We start from the raw sequence: 23332 nt of genomic DNA, 5'->3' as shown, positions 1-23332 counted from the left end.
GAGCCGGCTTTCCCCTATCATCGGCCGGCTATGCGCGCCAATCACATCCTCACCCTGTCCTGCCCGGACCGTACCGGCATCGTCTACCGCGTCTCCGGCCTGCTGTTCGAGGCCGGCTGCAACATCCTCGACTCGCAGCAGTACGGCGACGAGGACAGCGGCCGTTTCTTCCTGCGGGTCAATTTCGACAGCCGCGACGATGCGGTCATCGCCGCCGTGCGCGAACGCCTGCAGGCACTGGCGGCCGACTACGCGATGGACTGGCAGCTGCACGACGCGCGCCGCCGCGCGCGCCTGCTGGTGCTGGTCAGCAGGCAGGGCCATTGCCTCAACGACCTGCTGTTCCGCGCCCACAGCGGGCAGCTGAACGTGGACATCGCCGCGGTGGTGTCCAACCACACCGACTTCGCCGGCCTGAGCGCCTCCTACGGCATCCCGTTCCATCACCTGCCGGTGGGCGCGGACAACCGCGCAGAACAGGAGGCGGCGATCGTGGCGCTGGTCGAGCGCGAGCGCATCGACCTGGTGGTGCTGGCGCGCTACATGCAGATCCTGTCGCCGGCGCTGTGCGATGCGCTGGCCGGGCGCGCGATCAACATCCACCACAGCTTCCTGCCCAGCTTCAAGGGCGCCCAGCCCTACCACCAGGCGTACGCGCGCGGGGTCAAGATCATCGGCGCCACCGCGCACTACGTCACCTCCGACCTGGACGAGGGCCCGATCATCGAGCAGGACGTGGCGCGGGTGGACCACGCCATGACGCCGCGCGACCTGGTGCGGCTGGGCAGCGACATCGAGTCGCTGGTGCTGGCGCGCGCGGTGCGCCGGCACGTGGAGCATCGCATCCTGTTGAACGGGCACCGCACGGTGGTGTTTCGTTGAGGGGCGGGGATTGGGGATTCGGGATTGGGGATTCGTAAAAGCGGGGTACTGGCTCTTACGAATCCCCAATCCCCAATCTCCAATCACGTCGCCTCAAACCTGTACCCCACCCCGTACACCGAACGCACCCAGTCCTCGCCGCCGGCCTCGGCGAGCTTGCGGCGCAGGTTCTTGACGTGGCTGTCCACGGTGCGGTCGGTGACGATGCGGTGGTCGGCGTAGAGCCGGTCCATGAGCTGCTCGCGCGAGTACACCCGGCCCGGCGCGGCGGCGAGAGTGCGCAGCAGGCGGAACTCGACCTGGGTCAGGTCCAGGTCGCGGCCGTGCACGCTGGCGCGGCAGCTCTGCGGGTCGATCGACAGGCCCGGCGTGGCGGCGGCATCGAGCCCGTGCCGGTACCGGCGCAGCACCGCATGCACGCGCGCGACCACCTCGCGCGGGCTGAACGGCTTGCAGATGTAGTCGTCGGCGCCGATCTCCAGCCCGAGCAGGCGGTCGATCTCGTCGGCGCGCGCGGTGACCATGATCACCGGCACCGCGCTGAAGCCGCGCAGCTCGCGGCAGATGTCCATGCCGTCGCGGTGGGGCAGCATCAGGTCCAGCAGCACCAGGTCCGGATGCTGGGCGCGGATCGCGCCCAGCGCCTGCGCGCCGTCGGCGATCCAGTCGTGCGAGTAGCCGGCGGCGTGCAGGTATTCGCCGATCACCGCGGCCAGGCGCGGCTCGTCCTCGACGATCAACACGTGTCCGATCGGGTCGGTGCTCATCGGTCCTCCAGGGCCGGCAGGTGCAGGACGATGCGCAGCCCGCCCAGCGGGGCGTGCTCGGCGACGATGGTGCCGTGGTGCGCCTCGACGATGTTGCGGCAGATCGCCAGGCCCAGGCCGCTGCCGCCGCTGCCGCGGTTGCGCGAGGCGTCGGTCCGGTAGAAGCGCTCGAACAGGCGGTCGATCTTGTCCGCGGCCACGCCGGGCGCGCTGTCCTCGATCACCATCTGCACCTGAGCGCCCCTGCGCTCGCAGCCCACCTGCACGCTGCCCCCGGCATCGGTGTAGCGCAGCGCGTTCTCCAGCAGGTTGGCGAACAGCTGCTGCAGCCGGCGCTCGTCGGCGTTGACCATCAGCGGGCCGGGCGCGATGTGCTCGTGCAGGGCCAGGTGCGCGGCGGCAAAGCGCATGCGCATGCTGTCCAGCGTGGTCGCCAGCACCATCGTCAGGTCGATGGCGGCGTGGCGGTAGGCCAGCGCGCCGACGTCGGTCAGCGACAGGTCGTACAGGTCCTCGACCAGCTTGCCGAGCTGGCCGACCTGCTGGTGCAGCGCGGCCAGCGACGCGCTCGTGAGCGGCCGGATGCCGTCCTGCAGCGCTTCCAGCTCGGCCCGCAGCACCGCCAGCGGCGTGCGCAGCTCGTGCGAGATGTCGGCCATGAAGTCGCGGCGCGCGCGCTCGTTGTGCTCCAGGGCCTGCGCGAGCCGGTTGAAGTCGCGCGCGAGCTGGCCGAGCTCGTCGCGGGCGCTGGCGTCGATGCGGGTTGCGTAGTCGCCGGCGGCCAGGCGGTGGGTGGCGGCGGCCAGCCCGCGCATCTGCCGCAGCAGGGTGCGCGACACCAGCCAGGCCAGCAGCGCGGCGACCAGCACCGAGGCGATGCCGATCAGCCACCAGGCATGCACCTGCGCCTCGAAGAAGCGCGCGTCGCCGGCGGCGAGCGCGCGCTGGAACGGCACCATCGCCATCCAGCCGACGACGCGGCCATCGGCCTGGATCGGGCGCAGGATCGAATCGCGTCCGGCATCGGGATTGCCCACCAGCACGCAGTAGTCGCGGTCGAGCACGGCGAAGCGCGGCACCGCGCCGGTCTGGTCGGAGATCGGCGGTGCCTGCCGGCGTTCGCTGGCGCGCCGCTCCGGGCGCATCAGCGCGAACCAGACCGAGGGGTTGTCGCGGATGAAGTCCCAGTTGCCGTGCGTGGTGTACTCCGCGCCCAGCCGCGGCAGCACCTCCTGCATGCGCTCCACGCCCTGGTCGTTGAGATAGCCGAAGAACGCGCGCTGGAAGGTGATGCGCGCGGCCACGCCGTTGACCAGCAGCACCAGCGCGCAGGCGGCGAGCACGGCCAGGAACAGTTTGGCGGTCAGACCGGGTTTCATCTGCGAAAAGGCATTGCGCGGGGGAAGACTATTAGCGGTCCTGCCGGGGGCGCAAAGCAAGGGAAAACCGGCCCTCGGGTGTAATCTTCAAATTTGCTGCACATTCGCCGCCGAGCATGGCGGCCTCCGGAAAACCGAAGCGGCCACCCCATGCCTTCTTCCCGTACTCGTTCCCTGCCCGCCCGCGTCTTTGCACTGGCCCTGCTGGCGGCGCTGGCCGCCTGTTCCCGCCAGAGCGAGCAGGCCGCGGACACGCCCGTGGTCGGGGTGCAGACCGTCACCACCCAGCGCCTGGAGAAGCAGCAGACGCTGGCCGGGCGCACCGTGGCCTACATGGTCTCGGACGTGCGCCCGCAGGTCGGCGGCATCATCCAGAAGCGCCTGTTCACCGAGGGCCAGGAGGTCAAGGCCGGGCAGGTGCTGTACCAGATCGACCCGGCCACCTACCAGGCCGCCTACGACAGCGCCAAGGGCCAGCTGGCCGAGGCCGAGGCGGCGGTGCTGTCCTCGCGGCCGCAGGCGCAGCGCTACGACAACCTGGTCAAGCTGGACGCGGTGAGCAAGCAGGACGCCGACGACGCGGTGGCCACGCTGCGGCAGAACGAGGCGGCGGTGCTGGCGGCGCGGGCGGCGCTGCAGAGCGCGAAGATCAACCTGGACTACACCCGCATCACCGCGCCGATCTCCGGCCGCATCGGCACCTCCGCCTACACCCCCGGCGCGCTGGTGACCGCCAGCCAGGACACCGCGCTGAGCACCATCCAGCAGCTCGATCCGATCTACGTCGACGTCACCCAGACCAGCGGCCAGCTGCTGGCGCTGCGCAAGCAGCTGGCCAGCGGCGCGCTCAAGGCGATCGACGGCAAGGCGCAGGTGCAGATCGTGCTCGAGGACGGCGGCACCTACGCCCATCCGGGCACGCTGGAGTTCGTCGGCACCTCGGTGGACACCGGCACCGGCAACGTCACCCTGCGCGCGGTGGTGCCCAACCCGGAGGAGCTGCTGCTGCCGGGGACCTACGTGCGCGCGGTGTTGCCGATGGCCATCGACGACAACGCCATCCTGGTGCCGCAGACCGCGGTCACCCGCAACACCAAGGGCGAGGCCACGGTGCTGCTGGTCGGCGACGACGGCAAGGTCGCGCAGCGCGTGGTCCAGGCCGCCACCGCACTCAAGGACCAATGGGTGGTGAGCGCCGGGCTGAAGGCCGGCGAGAAGCTGATCGTCCAGGGCGGCAGCAAGGTATCCGTCGGCGACACGGTCAAGGCCCAGGAAGTGGCGGGCGGCAGGACGCCCGCCGCCGCCGACGGCCAGGCCGAGTAAGGAACCGCCATGGCCCGCTTCTTCATCGACCGGCCCATCTTCGCCTGGGTCATCGCCATCGTCATCACCCTGGCCGGCCTGCTGTCGATCAGCACGCTGCCGCTGGAGCAGTACCCGGACATCGCCCCGCCCTCGGTGTCGATCCGCGCCACCTACACCGGCGCCTCGGCGCAGACCGTGGAGAACTCGGTCACCCAGGTCATCGAGCAGCAGATGACCGGCCTGGACAACCTGATGTACATGGCGTCCAACAGCACCTCCTCGGGCAATGCCTCGATCACCCTGACCTTCGAGTCCGGCACCAATCCGGACACCGCGCAGATGCAGGTGGAGAACAAGCTGCAGCAGGCCCAGTCGAAGCTGCCCGAGGCGGTGCAGAGCACCGGCGTCACCGTGACCAAGTCCTCCGGCAACATCTTCATGGTGCTGGCCTTCAATTCCAGCGACGGCTCGATGGCCAAGACCGACATCGCCGACTACATGGTGTCCTCGGTCCAGGACCCGATCAGCCGCGTGGACGGCGTGGGCAACGTGCAGGTGATGGGCGCGCAGTACTCGATGCGGATCTGGCTGGACCCGGAGAAGCTGCGCACCTATGCGCTGATGCCCTCGGACGTCACCACCGCGATCACCGCGCAGAACAACGACGTGTCCTCCGGCCAGCTCGGCGCGCTGCCGGCGGTGGACGGCCAGGCGCTGAACGTCACCGTGACCGCGCGCAGCCGGCTGCAGTCGCCGGACGAGTTCAGGGCGATCGTGGTCAAGTCCGATCCCAACGGCGCGGTGGTGCGCCTGTCCGACGTGGCCACGGTGGAACTGGGCGCGGAGAGCTACAACGTCAACTCGACCTTCAACGGCAACCCGGCCGCCGGCATGGGCATCGAGCTGGCCAGCGGCGCCAACGCGCTGCAGGTGGCCGAGGCGGTCGAGGCCCGGCTGCAGCAGCTCAAGCCGTTCTTCCCGGCCGGCCTGCAGTACCAGGTGGCGATGGACACCACCCCGTTCGTGAAGATCTCCATCGAGGAAGTGGTCAAGACCCTGATCGAGGCGATCGTGCTGGTCGTGCTGATCATGTACCTGTTCCTGCAGAGCTGGCGCGCCACGCTGATCCCGGCCATCGCGGTGCCGGTGGTGCTGATGGGCACCTTCGGCGTGCTCGCCGCGATGGGCTACTCGATCAACACCCTGACCATGTTCGGCATGGTGCTGGCCATCGGTCTGCTGGTGGACGACGCCATCGTGGTGGTGGAGAACGTCGAGCGGGTGATGAGCGAGGAACGCCTGCCGCCGCGCGAGGCCACGCGCAAGTCGATGCAGCAGATCACAGGTGCGCTGGTGGGCATCGTGCTGGTGCTGACCGCGGTGTTCGTGCCGATGGCGTTCTTCGGCGGCTCCACCGGCATGATCTACCGCCAGTTCTCGGTGACCATCGCCGCCTCGATGATGCTGTCGGTGCTGGTGGCCATGACCCTGACCCCGGCGCTGTGCGCCAGCCTGCTGCGGCCGCCGGGCGAGGATGGCCATGCCGCGCACCGCGGCATGCTGGGGCGGTTCTTCACCGGCTTCAACCGCCTGTTCGACCGCAGCGCCGAGCGCTACCACGGCGGCGTGCAGCGCCTGCTGGGGCGGCGGCGCCTGGGCGTGGCCTTCTACCTGGTGCTGGTGGCGCTGATGGGCCTGCTGTTCTGGCGCCTGCCGACCTCGTTCCTGCCCGAGGAGGACCAGGGCACGCTGATCGTGCAGATCAAGCTGCCCGCGGGCACGACGATGCAGCGCACGCAGGCGGCGATGGACGAGCTCACCCGCTACGCGATGAAGCAGCCGGAGGTGTCCACGATCATGGCCAACGCCGGGTCCGGCGGCGGTGGCGGCAACAGCTCGCAGAGTTCCGGCCAGGCCTTCATCCGGCTCAAGGACTGGTCCGAGCGCAAGGCCAGCGCGCAGGAGGTCGGCACCCGCATCACCCGCGCCATGGCCGGCATCCCCGATGCGCAGATCTTCGCGGTGACGCCCTCGGGCATTCCCGGCATGGGCCAGACCGGCGGCTTCACCTTCGAGCTGCAGGACCTGGCCGGCGCCGGCCACGATGCGCTGGTCGCCGCGCGCCAGCAACTGCTGAGCACCGCCAACCAGAACCCGAAGCTGTCCAAGGTGCGCTATTCCGCCGTCGAGGACGCGCCCAGCTTCGAGGTGCAGATCGACGACGCCAAGGCCGGCGCGCTGGACCTGGCCACCAGCGACATCAACGCCACCCTGTCCACCGCCATGGGCGGCACCTACGTCAACGACTTCATCAACCGCGGCCGGGTCAAGAAGGTCTACGTGCAGGGCGAGCCGACCGCGCGCATGCTGCCCGACGACGTCGGCCGCTGGTCGGTGCGCAACAGCGACGGCGAGATGGTGCCGTTCTCGGCCTTCTCCAGCAGCAAGTGGAGCTATGCGCCGGCCACGCTGACCCGCTTCAACGGCAGCGCCTCGATGGAGATCAGCGGCGAGGCGGCCAGCGGCACCAGTTCCGGCACGGCGATGGCCGAGATGGAGAAGCTGGTGGCCGGCCTGCCCGGCGGCATGGGCTATTCGTGGGCCGGCCTGTCCTACCAGGAGCGGCTGTCGGGCAACCAGGCGCCGTTCCTGTACGCGATCTCGCTGCTGTTCGTGTTCCTGTGCCTGGCGGCGCTGTACGAGAGCTGGTCGATCCCGTTCTCGGTGATGCTGGCCGTGCCGATCGGCATCGTCGGCGCATTGCTGCTGACCACCCTGCGCGGGCTCAACAACGACGTCTACTTCCAGGTCGGGCTGCTGGCCACGGTCGGCCTGGCGGCCAAGAACGGCATCCTGATCGTCGAGTTCGCCAAGGAACTGGAGGAGAAGGGCCAGCCGCTGGTCGAGGCGGTGCTGCACGCCGCACGCATGCGCCTGCGGCCGATCCTGATGACCTCGATGGCGTTCCTGCTCGGCGTGCTGCCGCTGGTGATCAGCAGCGGCGCCGGCTCGGGCGGGCGCCACTCGCTGGGCACCGGCGTGTTCGGCGGCACCCTGGTCTCGACCCTGCTGGGCATTTTCTTCGTCCCGCTGTTCTACGTGATCGTGCGCAGCCTGTTCCCCGGCCGCCGCCGCGAGCCGGCGCCCGCACCCGAGGTGACCCCATGAGCCGTCGTACGCCCGCCGCGCATGCCCTGCTGGCCGCGGCCTGCCTGGCCGTGCTGTCCGGCTGCGCCAGCATGGCGCCGCGCTACGCGCGGCCCGACGCGCCGGTACCGCAGGACTTCGGTGCGCTGCCGGCGGCCGACGCGGCCGCAGTGCCGGTGGCCGAGCTGGACTGGCGCCAGGTGTTCCTGGACCCGCAGCTGCAGCAGGTGATCGCGCTGGCGCTGGACAACAACCGCGACCTGCGCGTGGCCATGCTCAACATCGAGAAGGCTCGCGCCAGCTACCGCATCCAACGCGCCGACCTGCTGCCCAGCGTGGACGCCAGCGCCAGCCACAGCGCCGCGCGCAGCAGCGCCGCCACCAGCAGCAGCGGCACCTCGCAGGTCAGCCGCAGCGTCTCGGCCGAGGTCGGCATCAGCAGCTGGGAGCTGGACCTGTTCGGGCGCATCCGCAGCCTCAAGAACGAGGCGCTGGAGACCTGGCTGGCCACCGCGCAGACCCAGCGCGACACGCGCATGAGCCTGGTCGCGGAAGTGGCCGGCGACTGGTTGAGCGTCGGCGCCTACCGGCAGCGGCTGGCGCTGGCGCAGCAGACCCTGGGCAGCCAGCGCGAGACGCTCAAGCTGACCGAGGCCCGGCACGCGCAGGGCGTGGTCTCCGGCGTCGACCTGGCGCAGGTGCAGAGCAGCGTGGAAAGCGCGCGCGCGGACGTGGCCAGCTACACCACCGCGCTGGCGCAGGCGCGCAACGCGCTGCAGCTGGTGGTCGGCGCGCCGGTGGCCGACGCCCTGCTGCCCGGCAGCGATGCGGCCGGCGACGCGGTCGCGCTGGCGCCGCTGCCGGCGGACCTGTCCTCGACCGTGCTGCTGCAGCGGCCGGACGTGCTGTACGCCGAGCACACGCTCAAGGCCGCCAATGCCGACATCGGCGCGGCGCGCGCGGCGTTCTTCCCGACCATCGCGCTGACCGCCTCGACCGGGCGCGGCAGCGACGAGTTGTCCAGCCTGTTCGACGCCGGCACCCGGACCTGGTCGTTCGTGCCCAGCATCACCCTGCCGATCTTCCATGCCGGCGCGCTCAAGGCCTCGCTGGATGCGGCCAGGATCGAGAAGGACATCACCGTGGCGCAGTACGAGCAGGCGATCCAGACCGCCTTCAGCGAGGTCGCCGACGCGCTGGCCGCGCGCGCCAACATCGACGAGCAGCTCGATGCGCAGCGCGCCCTGGTCGAGGTGACGCAGCGCAGCTACACCCTGGCCGAGGCGCGCTGGCGCAACGGCGTGGACAGCTACCTGGACGCGCTGGATTCGCAGCGCTCGCTGTATACCGCGCAGCAGGACCTGATCACCCTGCGCCTGAGCGAGGCCAGCAACCGGGTGACGCTGTACAAGGTGCTCGGCGGCGGCGCCGACGCGCAATCGGGCGCCACGGCCGCCGCCGACACGGCGCCGTGAGCGGGGCCGGCGCCGCACCTGCGGCGGGGCGCCGGCGGCTGGTGCTGCTGCTCGGCGCGCTGAGCGCGTTCGCGCCGTTCGCCACCGACATGTACCTGGCCGGCTTTCCGGCGATCGCCGCCGACTTCGGCACCGATGTCGGCAGGGTGCAGCTGAGCCTGTCGAGCTTCTTCCTCGGCCTGTGCCTGGGCCAGCTGCTGTACGGGCCGCTCACCGACGCATTCGGCCGGCGCGCTCCGCTGCTGGCCGGGATCGCGCTGTACACCGCGGCCTCGCTCGCGCTGATGCTGGCGCCGGGCATCGATGCGTTCGTGGCGCTGCGCCTGCTGCAGGCGATCGGCGGCTGCGCAGGCATGATCGTGGCGCGCGCGGTGATCCAGGACGTGATGGCGCCCGACGAGGCGGCGCGTGCGCTGTCGGCGATGATGATGGTGCAGGGGATCGGCCCGGTGCTGGCGCCGGTGCTCGGCGGCTACCTGCTGCTGGCGGGCGGCTGGCGGGTGATCTTCGCGTTCCTGGCGGCGTTCGGCGCGGCCTGCCTGCTGGCGACCTGGCGCGGACTGCAGGAGACCCTGCCGCGGACGCGACGCCGGCCGCTGCGCCTGGCGGCGATCGTGACCACCTTCGCCGCGCTGCTGCGCCTGCCTGCCTTCGTGGTGCCGGCGATGGCGGCGGCGATGGCGCTGGCGGCGCTGTTCGCCTATATCGCCGGCTCGCCGTTCGTGTTCATGGAGCTGCACGGCGTCAGCCAGCAGCACTACGGCTGGCTGTCCGCGCTCAATGCCGGCGGCATGCTGCTGTTCGCCCGGATCAACCTGTGGCTGCTGCGGCGGATGTCGCCGGCGCGCGCGCTGCGAATCGCCTTGGCGGTGCTGCTGCTGGCGGTGTCGGCGCTGTTCCTGGCGCGCGGCCAGGCCGGGCTGGGCTGGCTGCTGGCGCCGCTGTTCGTGGCCGTGGGCTGGGTGCCGGTGGTGGCGGCCAATGCCACCGCGCTGGCGATGGCGGCCGGCCGCGAATGGGCCGGCAGTGCCTCCTCGCTGCTCGGCGCGCTGCAGTTCGGCCTGGCCACGCTCGCCAGCGCGGGGGTCGGTGCGCTGCACGACGGCAGCGCCACGCCGATGGCGGCGATGATGCTGGTGTGCGCGGCGCTGGCGGCGGTGCTGGGCTGGGTCGGCCGCGTGCGAGTGAGCGGCGGGTAGTCGCATCCGTCGCGATGCTTTCGGGGGCGATGTGCACTGCAGGAGCATCGAAGCTCCTGGTTCCTCGGTGGTCGCATCTGGCGTCTTTTGAGTTCTCCATTTGCGGAGGCAGAGGCTTCCGTCCGCTGTCGCGGCCGGGTTCATTTCTTTTGGAAAGCGCCAAAAGAAACGGAACCAAAGAAAAGCGCTTTTCCTGCAAGGTCAAGAGCCTGCGCCTGAGGGGCTATCGGGATTTTCCGACTCGCCCTCCGTGGCTCGGTCGGAACATGCTCGATCACGGCAGGCCGCCCATCCATGGGCGGCGCCCTGCGGGTCTGGACAGATCCCGGTTGCTCACACTTGGCGGCAACAGCAACAGCAGTGTTTTTGCCCTCTCCACTGCGAAGCAGGGAGCGAGTACTCGCGATTGCGCACCATTGGCTCGCGCTCGGGGCAGCGACCATTGGCTATGCCGGTGGGCCGGTCAGTCGGGGAGGGATGCCGTTGCTGTTCTGGTCTGGATGCGACTTCCGGGGAATCAGGAGCCGCGATGCTCTTGGACATACCGTTCCGGAAAGCATCGCGGCTTGAGCCGCTTCCGCATCAGGTCGCCGATTGCTCGGCGTCTGGGAAAGCCGCCGCGGCACGCGCTCAGCGCGCGGCGTTGGCGTTCATCGTCGCGTTGCGGCTGCTGTCCAGGTACTGCGCCGGATCGCGCATGCCGGTGGTGTGGCATTGCCCGGTGGTGTGGCCGCGGTTGATCCCGCCGGGCAGCTGCGCCTCCACCTGCTCCACGGTGCCGTCCTCGGGGTCGTCCAGCACCAGGTCGGAAGCGGCGTTGCAGTAGTCGTTGGTGTACCAGTTGGTCTTGGCGAAGGAGGTCGTGTAGTAGTTGACCTTGGCCCGCGCCGAGGCCGGGATGCCCGCCAGCCACGCCTGGGCGCCGCTGTAGGTCATGTCGCTGTTGCTGCCGCAGGCGATGCCGAACCACGATCCCACCGTGGCCAGGATGCCGGCCAGGTTGGTGCCCTGGTAGGGCGTTCCCACCGATTGCAGCAGGCGGCTGCCGCTGGCATTGTCCAGCCCGCTCCAGTAGTAGCTGTACAGGTGCAGTGCGGCCATGCCGCCCTGGCTGTGGGCGACGGTGCCGAACGAGTTCCACTGGCTGCCGAACTGCGCCAGCCGCTGCGCGAACTGGTCGTTGCTGCGGTTCTGGTTGGTGTCCAGGAAACTGGAGGCATTGCTGAACTGCGCCTGCGGCCACACCCCGCCGGAGCAGTAGCCGTGCACCAGCAGCAGCTGCGAACCGGTGGCCTGCGCCTGCGCGTCGGTGGCCGCCCGCATCAGCGCGGCCGGCCGCGGACCCATGCGCATCTCGTCGTCGATCCGCGCCAGGTCGGTGCGTGCCAGGGTGCTGCGGCGCAGCGCCGGCAGCGCCAGCGGCACCGTCGCGGCCTCCGCCAGCGGGATGAAGTGGTCCGGGTCCTCGATGCGCAGGCGGCGCAGGGTGAACGGTGCACGCGCACCGGCGCGGGCGATCCAGCGCTCGTCCAGGCCCAGCGGCAGGCGCCCCTGCACCGGCGCCACCATGCCGCCGACCCAGGCCACCGGCACCTCGGCGCCGTCGGCAGCGGTCCCCCACAGCTCGGCGATGACGCGGTAGTGCGACGGCGCGTCCGCACCGCGGGCGGCGATCCGCAGCGGCAGCGACAGCCGGGTGCCGTCGGCCGCCTCGGCGCCGACGGTGCCGCTGGCCAGTTCCAGCGTGGCGTCGAGCACCGGCAGCACATGCTCGCTGGTACGCACGAAGGCCGCGCCGGCCGGGTCGCGCCCATGCACGACCACCTGCGCGATCCAGGTGCCGGACGCGTCGGGCACGAAGCTGCCGCCGAACACGCCGTCGCCGTCGCTGCCGTCGTCATGGCGGCCGTCGTCGGCCATTGCCGCGGTGGTGATGCGGCCGTCCGGGGCGATCACCCGCAGCTGCGCGCGTTCGATGCGGCCGGCGGCGCGGCCCAGGGCCGAGGCGCCGGCCGCATCGGTGCCGGCGAGCATTGCATTGAGCACCTGCGGCTGGCCGAGCTGCTGCCGGCGCTGGCGCGGGTAGGCGGCCAGCCGCGTGGCGGCATCGCCCTCCAGCAGCACGTAGCCGCGTTGCGCCTGCGGCGTGGCCGAGCGCAGCGTCAGCGTCCATTCGCCGGGGGCGGCATCGATCTCGTAGCGCTGTCCCTGCGCGAGCGCCTGGCCGCTGCCCAGGCTGGCGGCCTGCGGCTGCAGCCGCACCGGCGCGGTGGCGGCGGTCGCGGCCAGGCCGGGGGCGGCGACCGCGGCATCCCAGGCGCCCTCGCCGGGCAGCACCAGGAAGCGCAGCCGGCCGTTCTCCGCCGGCAGCGTGCCCTGCCAGCCGGCACCGCCGGCCTGCGGCGCCAGTTCCACCGGCAGCAGCGCGCTCTTGGACATCACCGCGGCCTGGGCCGGGTCCGGTGCGCGCATCTGCGCGAACTCCCCGGGCGGGCCGGCCAGCTGCTTGGGCACCAGCTCGGCGGCGTGGACGGCGGGGACGGACAGGCATACGGCGAGAAGCAACAGCGACGGCTTCGGCATGGCGGCATTCTCCATTGCATGGCGGATGCGGACCGGCATGGCGCGCTCGCGCGCGGCCGACCGGCCCGGCGACGATGACCCCCCTGTCGCGGCACCGGTGGTTATAGCGTGCCGCCGCGGCAGTGCCGTGACACGCTGCCGCGGCTGTGACGCAGCGCGCACCGGCGCGCGCGGCAATGCCGAGTTGCGTGACCGCGATCACTTGCCGCGGTGCGCCGCGGCAGCGTGAGCAGCCGGCTCTTCACCGATCCCGGTAAGACGCAGGTCGGGGGCACGCCCCGCGGTACGCGCGGCCGGACACCGCGCACGTCGGCCGCGCGGGACCGCCTGCACCCGGGGACGCCCGGGGACGCGGCGAAGAACCTCCCCTCAGCCGATGGCGATCCCGGCCTCGGCCAGCGCCGCGCGCGTGGGCGCGTCGCCTTCGGCCGACACCGGCCGCGTCAGCTGCCACAGGAAGCGCACGCGCAGGCCGGCCGCGGCCGCGTCCTGCGCCGTCCACAGCACGCAGTAGTCGCGCGCCAGCCCGCAGACGTGGACCTCGACGATGCCGCGCTCGCGCAGCCAGCCGGCCAGCCCGGTCGGCGGCCGGTTGCCGCCGGGGCCGTGGTTGCCGCGGAACGCGCTGTAGGAGTCGACCTGCGCGTCGGTGCCCTTGCGCAGCACCAGGTCGGCCGGCGTCCAGTCAACCCGCGGGTCCAGCGCCGCGCCCGCGGTTCCCTGCACGCAGTGGTCCGGCCACAGCGTCTGCGGCTGCCCGTGCAGCAGCACCTGGGAGAACGGCGCCTGCCCCGGATGCTGGCTGGCGAAGGAGGCATGCGTGGGCGGGTGCCAGTCCTGGGTGGCGACCACGGTGCGGTAGCGGCGCGCGCGCAGCAGCGCATCGATGTCGGCCACGATGGCATCGCCATCGGCGCAGGGCAGGGCGCCGCCGGGCATGAAATCCGGCTGCAGGTCGACCACGATCAGCGCGGTGTCGTCGGGGTACGGGTTCATGGCGATGGACCGGTCTGGAGATGTCGGCAAGTCTAGCGGCTCATGCAAAGCCGGAATCAGTGCAGGAGACACACGGAACCGGTCCATGTGCTCGACCTTGGCGAGTTCGTCCTCGGATGCGTCCAGGGAGGATAGCCCGCAACGGCGCCGCGCCCTGGGACAAGGGCGGGACCTGCATGTGCATGACGCCCGATATCACGGATCGTCTCGATCCGGAGCAGCACCTGACCGCCCATTGTGGTGCGCCGATACGACGACTGCCGGGGGGAGGCCGCATCCGCGGCGCCGGCTTGCCGCTCTCCCTATCCGGGACGGTGTGATCGCTTCATGGCGTTTCGGGCCTGGGCCGATACGCACTCTGTTCTACGGTGTCGCTCGCCACGTGCACATATAGCCGGCTATATCTCTCGATCACCTGGGCTGTTGAAAGAGTGATGATCGATAGCGACGGCTCCCAGCCCGGTTCGTCCACAAGTGGGGTGTGGCTTGCGCAAGTCCCAGGCACCCAGAACTCCAGCGCAATCTCCCGGCTGTCCTGGCCTGGCTCGCGCAGCAGGTGATTGTGCATCAACAGGCCGTAGACCTCCATGTTCAGGAAGTCGCGCTCGCGCTTTTGCAGCAATGCATCGTCGGTCCACCTGGGGCGCCGCATCGGAGGATCGCGGTAGTACTTGAAATCGACTACCCTCACGCGTGTTTCGCTGGCCTGCACCAGGTCGGGACGGCGCTGGATTCCATTGCGGGCGAACAGGGCTTGGCGCCTTTCCCGCCAGCGTTTCTCCAGCGCAGGTTCCGCCAGGCCCGGTGGAAGATGCTCGAAATCGCAGGTCAGAAAGCTGTCCAAGTCCTCGCCATCTGCGCCCACGGCGGCGTGATACAGGCAAATCGATTCCCATACCGCCCAGAAGTCGCGTACGCCCCATATCTGCCCTTCGCGACGCGCGCTGGCGTGGCCTGCGTGCAAGTACCGATCCAGGGCGTCGTACAGCATCCGGTAGTGGAGGCTGCGCATGGGGGTGTTACGGTCGATCCTGTGAAGAAGATGCTGCAGCTGCCGGCGCGTACGTTCGCTTTCCTGCCTGTCCGCAACGAACAGCGAATCGCCGGAGGTCAGGTAACGGCGCCTGAAGTTCGCAGATAGCGCCACCGCTTCGCGCGAAAAGCTCCCCCACACATTCGCGGGATCGACATCGAGGAAGTTCCGGTAGAAATCCTCGGCTACGAAGCAGTACAGGTCCACGATATCGGACGTGCCATGGCGAATCTCCCGGTGTGGCCCATGCACGCGGTCGAGATAGGGCACCGCGTCGTCGTCGAAGAGCGCCAGATGCAGATGCCGTTCGAGTTGCCGATGCACGTTGCGTGATTGCAGGACCCGTCGCTTGCACAGCGAGAGCAGATGCAGAGGATCGCCCCGGTCGAACAACTCGTCCAGGCCCATGGCGTCGCAGAACGAGGTGCCGCCCTCGCCGCGGTCAAGCCCTCCACGGGGCCAGCGTTCGATTCCGTCGAGTGCTGCCAGTCTCTCGTTCGAGCGTCGCGTTCGCCGAAACACCGCGAAGCTCTTGTAGAGCAGTGCCAATGCATGAGAAGGGTCCATGTCGCTCATGCCGATCGGTACATTCAGTACGCAGCGGCCATCGCTTCGCACGAACAGGCCGACTGCGTGCTCGCCGTCTTCTTCCACCACCACGTCGTGCACCAGCATGAGGGCTTCCTACGCGGGTCTAACGGATGCCGGCCTGTCTGCCTCACTGGATTGCGCGGTAGGGCACAGCCGCTCGATGAATGTCTCGGCTCTTTCCACGAACTGGCTAAAGGTTCTCAGGTCTTCGCCAGGCAGATCCAGCTTCCTTGCCAGGGGGGATTTGTCCCGTTCGAAAACATTGTCCCAGAGGTAAAGGAAGAGCTTCCCCACGATATCGCCGTGATCGATCGTATGTGTGGACTTTTCCGCATAGAGCTTGCCTAGCCCGTCGACGAAGTCCTCGATGAGCATGGTCCCATCTTTGGGCGGCTCATGTTTTTTCGCATGGCGAGACAAGTAGTACAGGGAGGGCTTGTTGTACGCGATGGCTTTTAGCTTTCGCTCGCCATCGGGGTCGTAGCGGGCATATTCGAGGATTCGCTTCCGGAACGCAGTCGCCGAGTTGTCGGCAAAGTCGAGCAGTGCCCGCTCGAAGGCTTCGCTGTTCTCGGCACCCTGGAACAACTTGGAAGCCCCGGCTGCGAGCTGCTTCAGTTTCTCCAGTTCCTTTTCGAACTTGGCGGACAGCGTTTGCCCGTCGATGGCTCTGGCCTTGATGAACCAGGGGCCGATCAGCTTGTCGTCCAGGTTCGGCGAAGGGCATTCCGCCAGGATGAAGGCGTTCAACGCATCGACAAGGGTGGACCAGCTGCGGTATGGCTCCTGCGTGACCGCTGCCAGGCGTTGCGATGCCGGAACGTCATCGAATCCCACCGAGCGGAACTCGAAATTCCAGCGCCGCTTGAATGCCGAGTCCATGAAGAAGACGGACTCGTCGCTGGTGTTCATCGTGCCGATGAGGAACAGGTTGGGCGGAAGCTTCAGCCGTCGGTCGTCGAGCATCGTCCTTACCCGCGGCGGCGGTTGGCCTGATGACCTTTCGATTTCCGCGCGCAGTGCCACCAGAGTCAATTCCGATGCGCTGATGTCGTAGCTCGACCATCCCTCATCCGTTCGGTCCAGAAGCTGGAAGATATCGCCGAAGATCTCCGCGCAGTTGCCACGATTGATTTCATCGATCAGAAGCAGCACGTTGCCGACGTCCTGCTCCGATTCTTGCTGCGAGAGGTGGATATAAGCGAGGGCCAGCGCGCGAATGAATGGGCCAGCGTGAACGTCGTAGCTGATGCGGCCATCACGTGTCAGCGGAAGCAGTCGGGCAACGAATTCCCCATAGTTGTAATCAGGGTGGAAAGTGACCGGCACCATGTTTGCTCCAGCGGCCCGCAGTCGATCGGCCTTTTCAGTGCGAGCCAGATGACTTTTGCTGGTGCCCGGCGGGCCGAACAGGATGAGCTGGTGCGGAAGCGGGAATCCCATGTATTTCCCCGATATGGCGCCTTGCGTTGCCAGGATTCTATAAGGATGCCTGACGCCGCCGCCACACTCGCCCGCACGACTCATGGCAGTGCGGCCAGCCTTCGAAGGCCTGGACGTGGATACATCTTCCAGCCGTGGGGCAGCAGTGCAGCGGCACGCTGGCCGACGGCTCGATGGTGCAGCTCAACATCAACACCATTGTGGAGGCACGGCGCCACTCGCAGTCGGCACCAATGTTCAACGTGCACCTGCGCGGCAGCCTCGACGCGGAAGTCGTCCTTACCGAAGGCAAGGCGGAGGTGAGGCTGCAGGCACGAACGCCGGTGCCGATGGCAGCCGCTGCCTCACCCAGGCCCGCCGCCAGCGAAAGGGTGGCCGGGCAGCGCCTCGACGCCGCCGACGCATCGCCGTTGGCCGCGACAGCACCGGCGGCCGTCCACAATCCCCTGTGGCTGGCGCCGGGTCGCAATCGTCTGCGACGGCGAATGGCTGGTGCGGGCCAACGCCGAACCCGGCCGCTGTACCGGCACACGGCTGTTGGTGGCCGATGCCGGCTCCCACGACCTGGGCGCGGGCGGGCGTTTTCGCATTGGCGACGTGGAGGCGCCGGCCAATGCGTTCCCGGTCACCGTGCACCGCTCCAGGGGACGCACAGCAGCGACCTGTCAGATTGGACCTGCGGGGCGCCTGCCGGCCACCGCTGAATGATTCATCGCCGCGTGCACGGCGATATGCTTTTTTCAAATCCCTTTTATGGTCGCCCCGCTAGATTCGGGATCGGGACGGTATCCGCTGCCACGCTGGTCTGCCCACACGCGGTTTGCCGACTCTTCGAACAGGGTGACGGGAATGTCAGTCCAGCTTGTCTCCACTTCCCCGGCATCCGCTGCGCCCGTCGCCGCGGCGACCGCGGATTCCGACCCACGCACGCCGCGGCGGGACGCGCGCGGCCGTTTCGTGCGCCATGCCCAGCCGATCCGGGTCGATGCCCGGCGCCGCAGTTCGCTGTTCGTGGTGCCGGAGATGAGCGACTTCATCAAGGCCGGAGGCCTGGGCGACGTGGCCGCCGCGCTGCCGCGCGCGCTGCGCCGCCGCTACGACGTGCGCGTGCTGATCCCCGGCTATCCGGCGGTGCTCGCTCGCGGCGGGCGGCTGCAGGTGGTCGGCCGGGTGCTGGCCCATGCGTCGCTGCCGGCGTGCGACATCGCGCAGATGGAGCAGGGCGACGGGCTGCCGGTGTACGTGCTGCTGTGCCCGGCGCTGTACCAGCGCGAGGGCACGCCGTACGTCGATGCCAGCGGCCAGGAGTGGCAGGACAACGCCATCCGCTTCGCCACGCTGTCGCATGCCGCGGCGCAGATCGCCGCCGGCCAGGCCGGCCTGGACTGGCAGCCGCAGCTGCTGCACCTCAACGACTGGCCGTGCGCGCTGGCGGCCGCCTACGTGCGCTGGTCCGGCGGGCATACGCCGTGCCTGCTGACCATCCACAACCTGGCCTACCAGGGATTGTTCCCGCACGCGCTGGCGCCGGCGCTGGGCATCCCCGGGGCGGGGCTGGACGATCTTGAGTTCTACGGCCAGATGTCGTTCCTGCGCGCCGGCATCGTCCATGCCGACCACGTCAACACGGTGAGCATCAGCTATGCGCACCAGATCACCGCGGCCGGCCACGGCTGCGGGCTCGACGACCTGCTCGCCCTGCGCGCGGCCAGCGGCCGCCTCAGCGGCATCGTCAACGGCATCGACGACAGCTGGGACCCGCGCACCGACCTGCACCTGCAGGCGCACTTCGACGTCAACCAGTGGCAGGGGCGCGGTGACAACGCGCGCCAGGTGCGGCGCGAGTTCGGCCTGCCGGACACGCGCGGGCCGCTGTTCGCGGTGGTGTCGCGGCTGGTGCACCAGAAGGGCGTGGACCTGACCTGCGAGGTGGCGCCGCAGATCGTGGCCGCCGGCGGCCAGATCGTGGTGATCGGCGGCGGCGAGCCGCAGATCGAACGCCAGGTCGAGGCGCTCGCGCGCCGCTATCCGGGCCACGTCGGCGCCCATATCGGCTTCGACGAGGCGCTGGCGCGGCGCATGTTCGCCGGCGCCGACTTCCTGCTGATGCCCTCGCGCTTCGAACCGTGCGGCCTGAGCCAGATGTATGCCCAGCGCTTCGGCTGCCTGCCGATCGCCCATGCCACCGGCGGGCTGATCGACACGGTGGACGACGGCGTCACCGGCTTCCTGTTCCAGGGCGCCAATGCCGACGCGCTGCGCCGCTGCGTGCTGCGCGCCTTCCGCACCTTCCGCCTGCCGGGACTGCTGGGGGCGATGCGGCGCGCGGCCATGCTGTGTCCCAGCGGCTGGGACGCGGCCGGCAGCAAGTACCTGGCGCTGTACGAAAGCACGGCGCCGGCCGACATGGTCGGCGCATGAACGAGGCCACGGCGACCTCCTCCCGGCCCGCGCCCGATCCCACCGCCGCGGCCGCGCCGGCGGCACTGCCGGAGCCCTTGCAGGCGCTGCTGCGCGGCGAGCCGGCCGATGCCTTCGCCTGGCTGGGCCCGCATCGCCACGCCGATGGCGGGGTGACGGTGCGCGCCCTGCTCCCGGGCGCGCTGTCGGTGGAGATGGTGGACGCCGCCGGGCGCCCGCTGGCGGCCATGCGCGATCTCGGCCAGGGCCTGTTCCAGGGAACGCTGGAGCGCGAGGCGCGCTACCGGCTGCGGATCCAGTGGCCGCGGCAGCTCGTCGAGACGGCCGATCCCTACGCCTTCGGCACCCTGATCGCCGAGGAACGGCTGCACGCGATCATGGCCGGCGACGGCTGGGTGCTGCGCCAGGTGCTGGGTGCGCAGCGGCAGACGCACGAGGGCGTGGAAGGGGTGCGCTTCGCGGTGTGGGCGCCGAACGCGCAGCGGGTGTCGGTGGTCGGCGACTTCAACGGCTGGGACGGGCGCCGCCATCCGATGCGGCTGCGCCATGCCGCCGGGGTGTGGGAGATCTTCCTGCCGCAGGTGGCCGCCGGCAGCCGCTACAAGTACGAGATCGTCGCCGCCGATGGCACCCGGCTGCCGCACAAGGCCGACCCGCTGGCGCGCCGCTGCGAGCTGCCGCCGGCCACCGCCTCGATCGTGGCCGACCAGGCGCCGCTGCCCTGGCACGACGATGCCTGGATGGCCGCGCGCGCCGGGCACGGCCAGGCGCCGCTGTCGATCTACGAGGTGCACGCCGGCAGCTGGCGCCACGACGAGCACGGCCAGCCGCTGGACTGGGACCGGCTGGCGGCGCAGCTGGTGCCCTACGTGCAGTCGATGGGATTCACCCATATCGAGCTGCTGCCGGTGAGCGAGTACCCGTTCGGCGGCTCCTGGGGCTACCAGCCGCTGGGCATGTACGCGCCGACCGCCCGCCACGGCGCGCCGGAGGCCTTCGCGCGCTTCGTCGACAGCTGCCACCGCGCCGGCATCGGCGTGATCGTGGACTGGGTGAGCGCGCACTTTCCCGGCGACGAGCACGGCCTGCAGCGCTTCGACGGCACCGCGCTGTACGAGCATGCCGACCCGCGCGAGGGCTTCCACCGCGACTGGCACACGCTGATCTACAACTACGGCCGCCACGAGGTGCTGGCCTACCTGGTCGGCAGCGCGCTGGAGTGGCTCGAACGCTTCCACGTCGACGGCCTGCGCGTGGATGCGGTGGCCTCGATGCTGTACCGCGACTACAGCCGAGGCGAGGGCGAGTGGCTGCCCAACGAACATGGCGGCCGCGAGAACCTGCAGGCGGTGGCGTTCGTGCGCCGGCTCAACGACGAGGTCGCCAGGCGCTTCCCCGGGGTGATGGTGATCGCCGAGGAATCGACCGCCTGGCCCGGCGTCACCACCGGCACGATGCACGGCGGGCTCGGCTTCAGCCACAAGTGGAACATGGGCTGGATGCACGACACCCTCAGCTACATGGGCCGCGACCCGGTGCATCGCCAGTACCACCACAGCGAGATGACCTTCGGCCTGGTGTACGCGTTCTCCGAGCGCTTCGTGCTGCCGCTGTCGCACGACGAGGTGGTGCACGGCAAGGGCTCGCTGCTGTCGAAGATGCCCGGCAGCGACTGGCAGCGCTTCGCCAACCTGCGTGCCTACCTGGCCTTCATGTGGGCCCACCCCGGCGCCAAGCTGCTGTTCATGGGCGGCGAGTTCGGGCAGTGGCGCGAATGGAACCACGACGCCGAGCTGGACTGGCCGCTGCTGGAAAAGCCGCTGCACGCGGGCCTGGCGCAGCTGGTCGGCGACCTCAACCGCACCTTGCGCGCGCAGCCGGCGCTGCACCGCGCCGAGCATCGCTGCGAGAGCTTCGACTGGAGCATCGGCGACGACCACCACAACAGCGTGTTCGCCTTCGTGCGCCACGATCCCGACGGCGAGGCGCCGCCGCTGCTGGCGGTGAGCAACCTCACCCCGATGCCGCACCACGACTACCGCGTCGGCGTGCCGCGGGCCGGACGCTGGGACGAGATCCTCAATACCGACAGCGCGCTGTACGGCGGCGGCAACAGCGGCAACGGCGGCGTCGTCGCCAGCGAGCCGGTGGCGATGCACGGGCACGCACAGTCGCTGCGGCTGACCCTGCCGCCGCTGGCCACGATCTACCTGGTGGCGGCCGGCTGATGGATGCGCACGCCGCCGCACCGCCGCGCTGGGGCGCATGGGCCGATGCGCGCGGGCGCGTCGACTTCGGACTGTGGGCGCCGGATGCGCAGCGGGTGGAGCTGCTGCTCGGCGACGGCAGCGCGCATGCCATGCGCCCGACGGGCGACGGCTACCACGCGCTGGCGCTGGACTGCTCCGCCGGCACCCGCTATCGCTACCGCATCGACGGCGGCGAGCCCATGCCCGATCCGGCCTCGCGCTGGCAGCCCGACGACGTGCACGGCGCCAGCGCGGTGCTGCCGGCGGACGGCCATCGCTGGCGCAACGCCGGTTGGCAGGGCCGGCCCTGGGCCGAGGCGGTGATCTACGAGCTGCACGTCGGCGCCTGCGGCGGCTACGCCGGCGTGAGCGCGCAGCTGCCGCAACTGGCGGCGATGGGCATCACCGCCATCGAGCTGATGCCGCTGGCCGAGTTCCCGGGCCGGCGCAACTGGGGCTACGACGGCGTGATGCCGTATGCGCCGGAGTCGGCGTACGGGCATCCGGACCAGCTCAAGGCGCTCGTCGACCAGGCGCACGGACTGGGGCTGATGGTGCTGCTGGACGTGGTCTACAACCATTTCGGCCCGGACGGGAACTACCTCGGCCGCTGCGCACCGCAGTTCTTCCGCCACGACGTACCCACGCCGTGGGGGGCGGCGATCGACTTCCGCCGGCCGCAGGTGCGCGAGTTCTTCCTCGCCAACGCCCGCATGTGGCTGCACGAGTACCGCTTCGACGGCCTGCGCCTGGACGCGGTGCACGCGATCGTGCCGGCCTCGTTCCTGGACGTGCTGCGCGAGGACATCCGTTCCGCCCTGCCGCCGCGGCGGCACGTGCACCTGGTGCTGGAGAACGAGCACAACCAGGCCTCGCTGCTGCAGCGCGGCTACACCGCGCAGTGGAACGACGACTACCACAACGCGCTGCACGTGCTGCTGACCGGCGAGCGCGAGGGCTACTACGCCGCCTTCGCCGACGACCCCGCCGGGCACCTGGCGCGGGTGCTGGCCGAAGGCTTCGCCTTCCAGGGCCAGGCCGACCACGCCGGCCGCCGCCGCGGCGAACCCAGCGCGGCGCTGCCGCCGGACCGCTTCGTGGTGTTCGCGCAGAACCACGACCAGGTCGGCAACCGTGCCCTGGGCGAGCGGCTGGCGGTGCTGGTGTCGCCCGCGCGGCTGCGCGCGGCGCTGGCGCTGACCGCGCTGGTGCCGATGATCCCGCTGTTCTTCATGGGCGAGCCGTGGGGCGCGCGCGCGCCGTTCCTGTTCTTCACCGACCTGGCGCCGCCGCTGGACGAGGCCGTGCGCGAAGGCCGCCGCCGCGAGTTCGCCCATTTCTCCGCCTTCGCCGACCCGGCGCGGCGCGCGGCCATTCCCGATCCCAACGACGAGGCCACGTTCCGCGCCTCCCGCTGCGACATCGCCGATGCCGCGGCCGGCGACGGCGCGCGCTGGCGCGAGTGGTTCGGCACGCTGCTGGCGATGCGCCGCGAGGTGCTGGTGCCGACGCTGGAACGGGCGCGATCGTGCGGCGCGCAGGTGCTCGCGCCGGCCGCCGTCGTCGCCACCTGGCGGCTGGACGACGGCCGCCGCTGGCAGCTGGCGGTCAACTTCGGCGCGGCGCCGGTGGCGCTGCCGGCGTTCCCGGGACGGATCGTGTACAGCGAGAACATCGCCTTCGACGGCACGCCGTCCGATGGCCTGGAACTGCCCCCGGATGGCCTGCTGGCGCGGCTGGCCGAGGCCGGACCGGCATGACCGGCGGGGCGTTGCCACGCGGCGGACGTGCCGCGCCGCGCCGTCGGCCGGCGCTGTTGGCGCGGTACCGATCGCGGATGTCGCCGCGCCAGCGGCCGCAGG

General features: G+C 70.3%; 13 protein-coding genes and 1 pseudogene. 8 read left to right on the top strand and 6 right to left on the bottom strand.

The genetic code is table 11. From position 1 onward, the window contains the following. The first annotated feature begins 30 nt into the window (after positions 1-30). Positions 31-882, top strand: coding sequence for a formyltetrahydrofolate deformylase (purU, locus tag LRX76_RS06430; RefSeq protein WP_231803243.1), 852 nt, complete (start codon positions 31-33; stop codon positions 880-882). An 83-nt stretch (positions 883-965) separates the two neighbouring features. On the opposite strand, the gene LRX76_RS06425 is transcribed toward purU, so the two are convergent. Next, the gene (locus LRX76_RS06425; protein WP_231803241.1) at positions 966-1649 is read right to left on the bottom strand and encodes a response regulator; all 684 of its coding nucleotides are present in this window, start codon (positions 1647-1649) and stop codon (positions 966-968) included. Next, positions 1646-3028: a sensor histidine kinase efflux regulator BaeS gene (baeS, locus tag LRX76_RS06420; protein WP_231803239.1), complete on the bottom strand. Its 1383-nt coding sequence runs from the start codon at positions 3026-3028 to the stop codon at positions 1646-1648. Before baeS ends, LRX76_RS06425 begins: the two co-directional genes overlap by 4 nt. 150 nt (positions 3029-3178) lie before the next feature. On the opposite strand from baeS, the gene LRX76_RS06415 reads away from it, so the two are divergent. From LRX76_RS06415 to LRX76_RS06400, 4 genes are read left to right on the top strand one after another with little or no spacing between them, the layout of a single operon-like run. Further along, positions 3179-4351 carry an efflux RND transporter periplasmic adaptor subunit gene (locus LRX76_RS06415; protein ID WP_231803237.1) on the top strand — a complete coding sequence of 391 codons (1173 nt, stop codon included), beginning with the start codon at positions 3179-3181 and terminating at the stop codon, positions 4349-4351. A gap of 9 nt (positions 4352-4360) precedes the next feature. Then, positions 4361-7501 (top strand): efflux RND transporter permease subunit, encoded by a 3141-nt coding sequence (locus tag LRX76_RS06410; protein ID WP_231803235.1) that lies wholly within the window; start codon positions 4361-4363, stop codon positions 7499-7501. Further along, positions 7498-8955 (top strand): efflux transporter outer membrane subunit, encoded by a 1458-nt coding sequence (locus tag LRX76_RS06405; protein ID WP_231803233.1) that lies wholly within the window; start codon positions 7498-7500, stop codon positions 8953-8955. The genes LRX76_RS06410 and LRX76_RS06405 overlap by 4 nt, the downstream gene beginning before the upstream one ends. After that, entirely contained in the window at positions 8952-10154 is a 1203-nt protein-coding gene (locus tag LRX76_RS06400) for a Bcr/CflA family efflux MFS transporter (protein WP_231803231.1), read from the top strand. Before LRX76_RS06405 ends, LRX76_RS06400 begins: the two co-directional genes overlap by 4 nt. A gap of 630 nt (positions 10155-10784) precedes the next feature. Here the strand turns inward: LRX76_RS06400 and LRX76_RS06395 are convergent. From LRX76_RS06395 to LRX76_RS06380, 4 genes are all read right to left on the bottom strand, one after another. Next, positions 10785-12737, bottom strand: a complete 1953-nt coding sequence (locus LRX76_RS06395; protein ID WP_231803229.1) for a choice-of-anchor X domain-containing protein — start codon at positions 12735-12737, stop codon at positions 10785-10787. 369 nt (positions 12738-13106) lie between these two features. Continuing rightward, the gene (locus LRX76_RS06390; RefSeq protein WP_231803227.1) at positions 13107-13733 is read right to left on the bottom strand and encodes a nicotinamidase; all 627 of its coding nucleotides are present in this window, start codon (positions 13731-13733) and stop codon (positions 13107-13109) included. A 325-nt stretch (positions 13734-14058) separates the two neighbouring features. Then, entirely contained in the window at positions 14059-15441 is a 1383-nt protein-coding gene (locus LRX76_RS06385) for a hypothetical protein (protein WP_231803225.1), read from the bottom strand. A gap of 9 nt (positions 15442-15450) precedes the next feature. Next, on the bottom strand, positions 15451-16800 hold the full coding sequence (locus tag LRX76_RS06380) for an AAA family ATPase (RefSeq protein WP_231803223.1): 1350 nt from the start codon (positions 16798-16800) through the stop codon (positions 15451-15453). A 936-nt stretch (positions 16801-17736) separates the two neighbouring features. Here LRX76_RS06380 and glgA point away from each other — a divergent pair. The 3 genes and pseudogenes from glgA to treZ form a co-directional block, all read left to right on the top strand. After that, positions 17737-19221: pseudogene (gene glgA / locus LRX76_RS06375) on the top strand (glycogen synthase GlgA); the annotation flags it as partial. Beyond that, a complete protein-coding gene (locus LRX76_RS06370; RefSeq protein WP_231803219.1) occupies positions 19218-21449 on the top strand; it encodes a 1,4-alpha-glucan branching enzyme in 2232 nt (743 codons plus the stop codon). The pseudogene glgA and the gene LRX76_RS06370, both read left to right, overlap by 4 nt. Further along, on the top strand, positions 21449-23230 hold the full coding sequence (treZ, locus tag LRX76_RS06365; protein ID WP_231803217.1) for a malto-oligosyltrehalose trehalohydrolase: 1782 nt from the start codon (positions 21449-21451) through the stop codon (positions 23228-23230). Before LRX76_RS06370 ends, treZ begins: the two co-directional genes overlap by 1 nt. The last annotated feature ends 102 nt before the right edge of the window (positions 23231-23332 follow it).

Source organism: Stenotrophomonas sp. MMGLT7 (assembly GCF_021168555.1).
Taxonomy (GTDB): Bacteria; Pseudomonadota; Gammaproteobacteria; order Xanthomonadales; family Xanthomonadaceae; genus MMGLT7.
The sequence above is the reverse complement of the archived record's forward strand: the minus strand, read 5'-3'. Positions and strand labels throughout refer to the sequence as shown.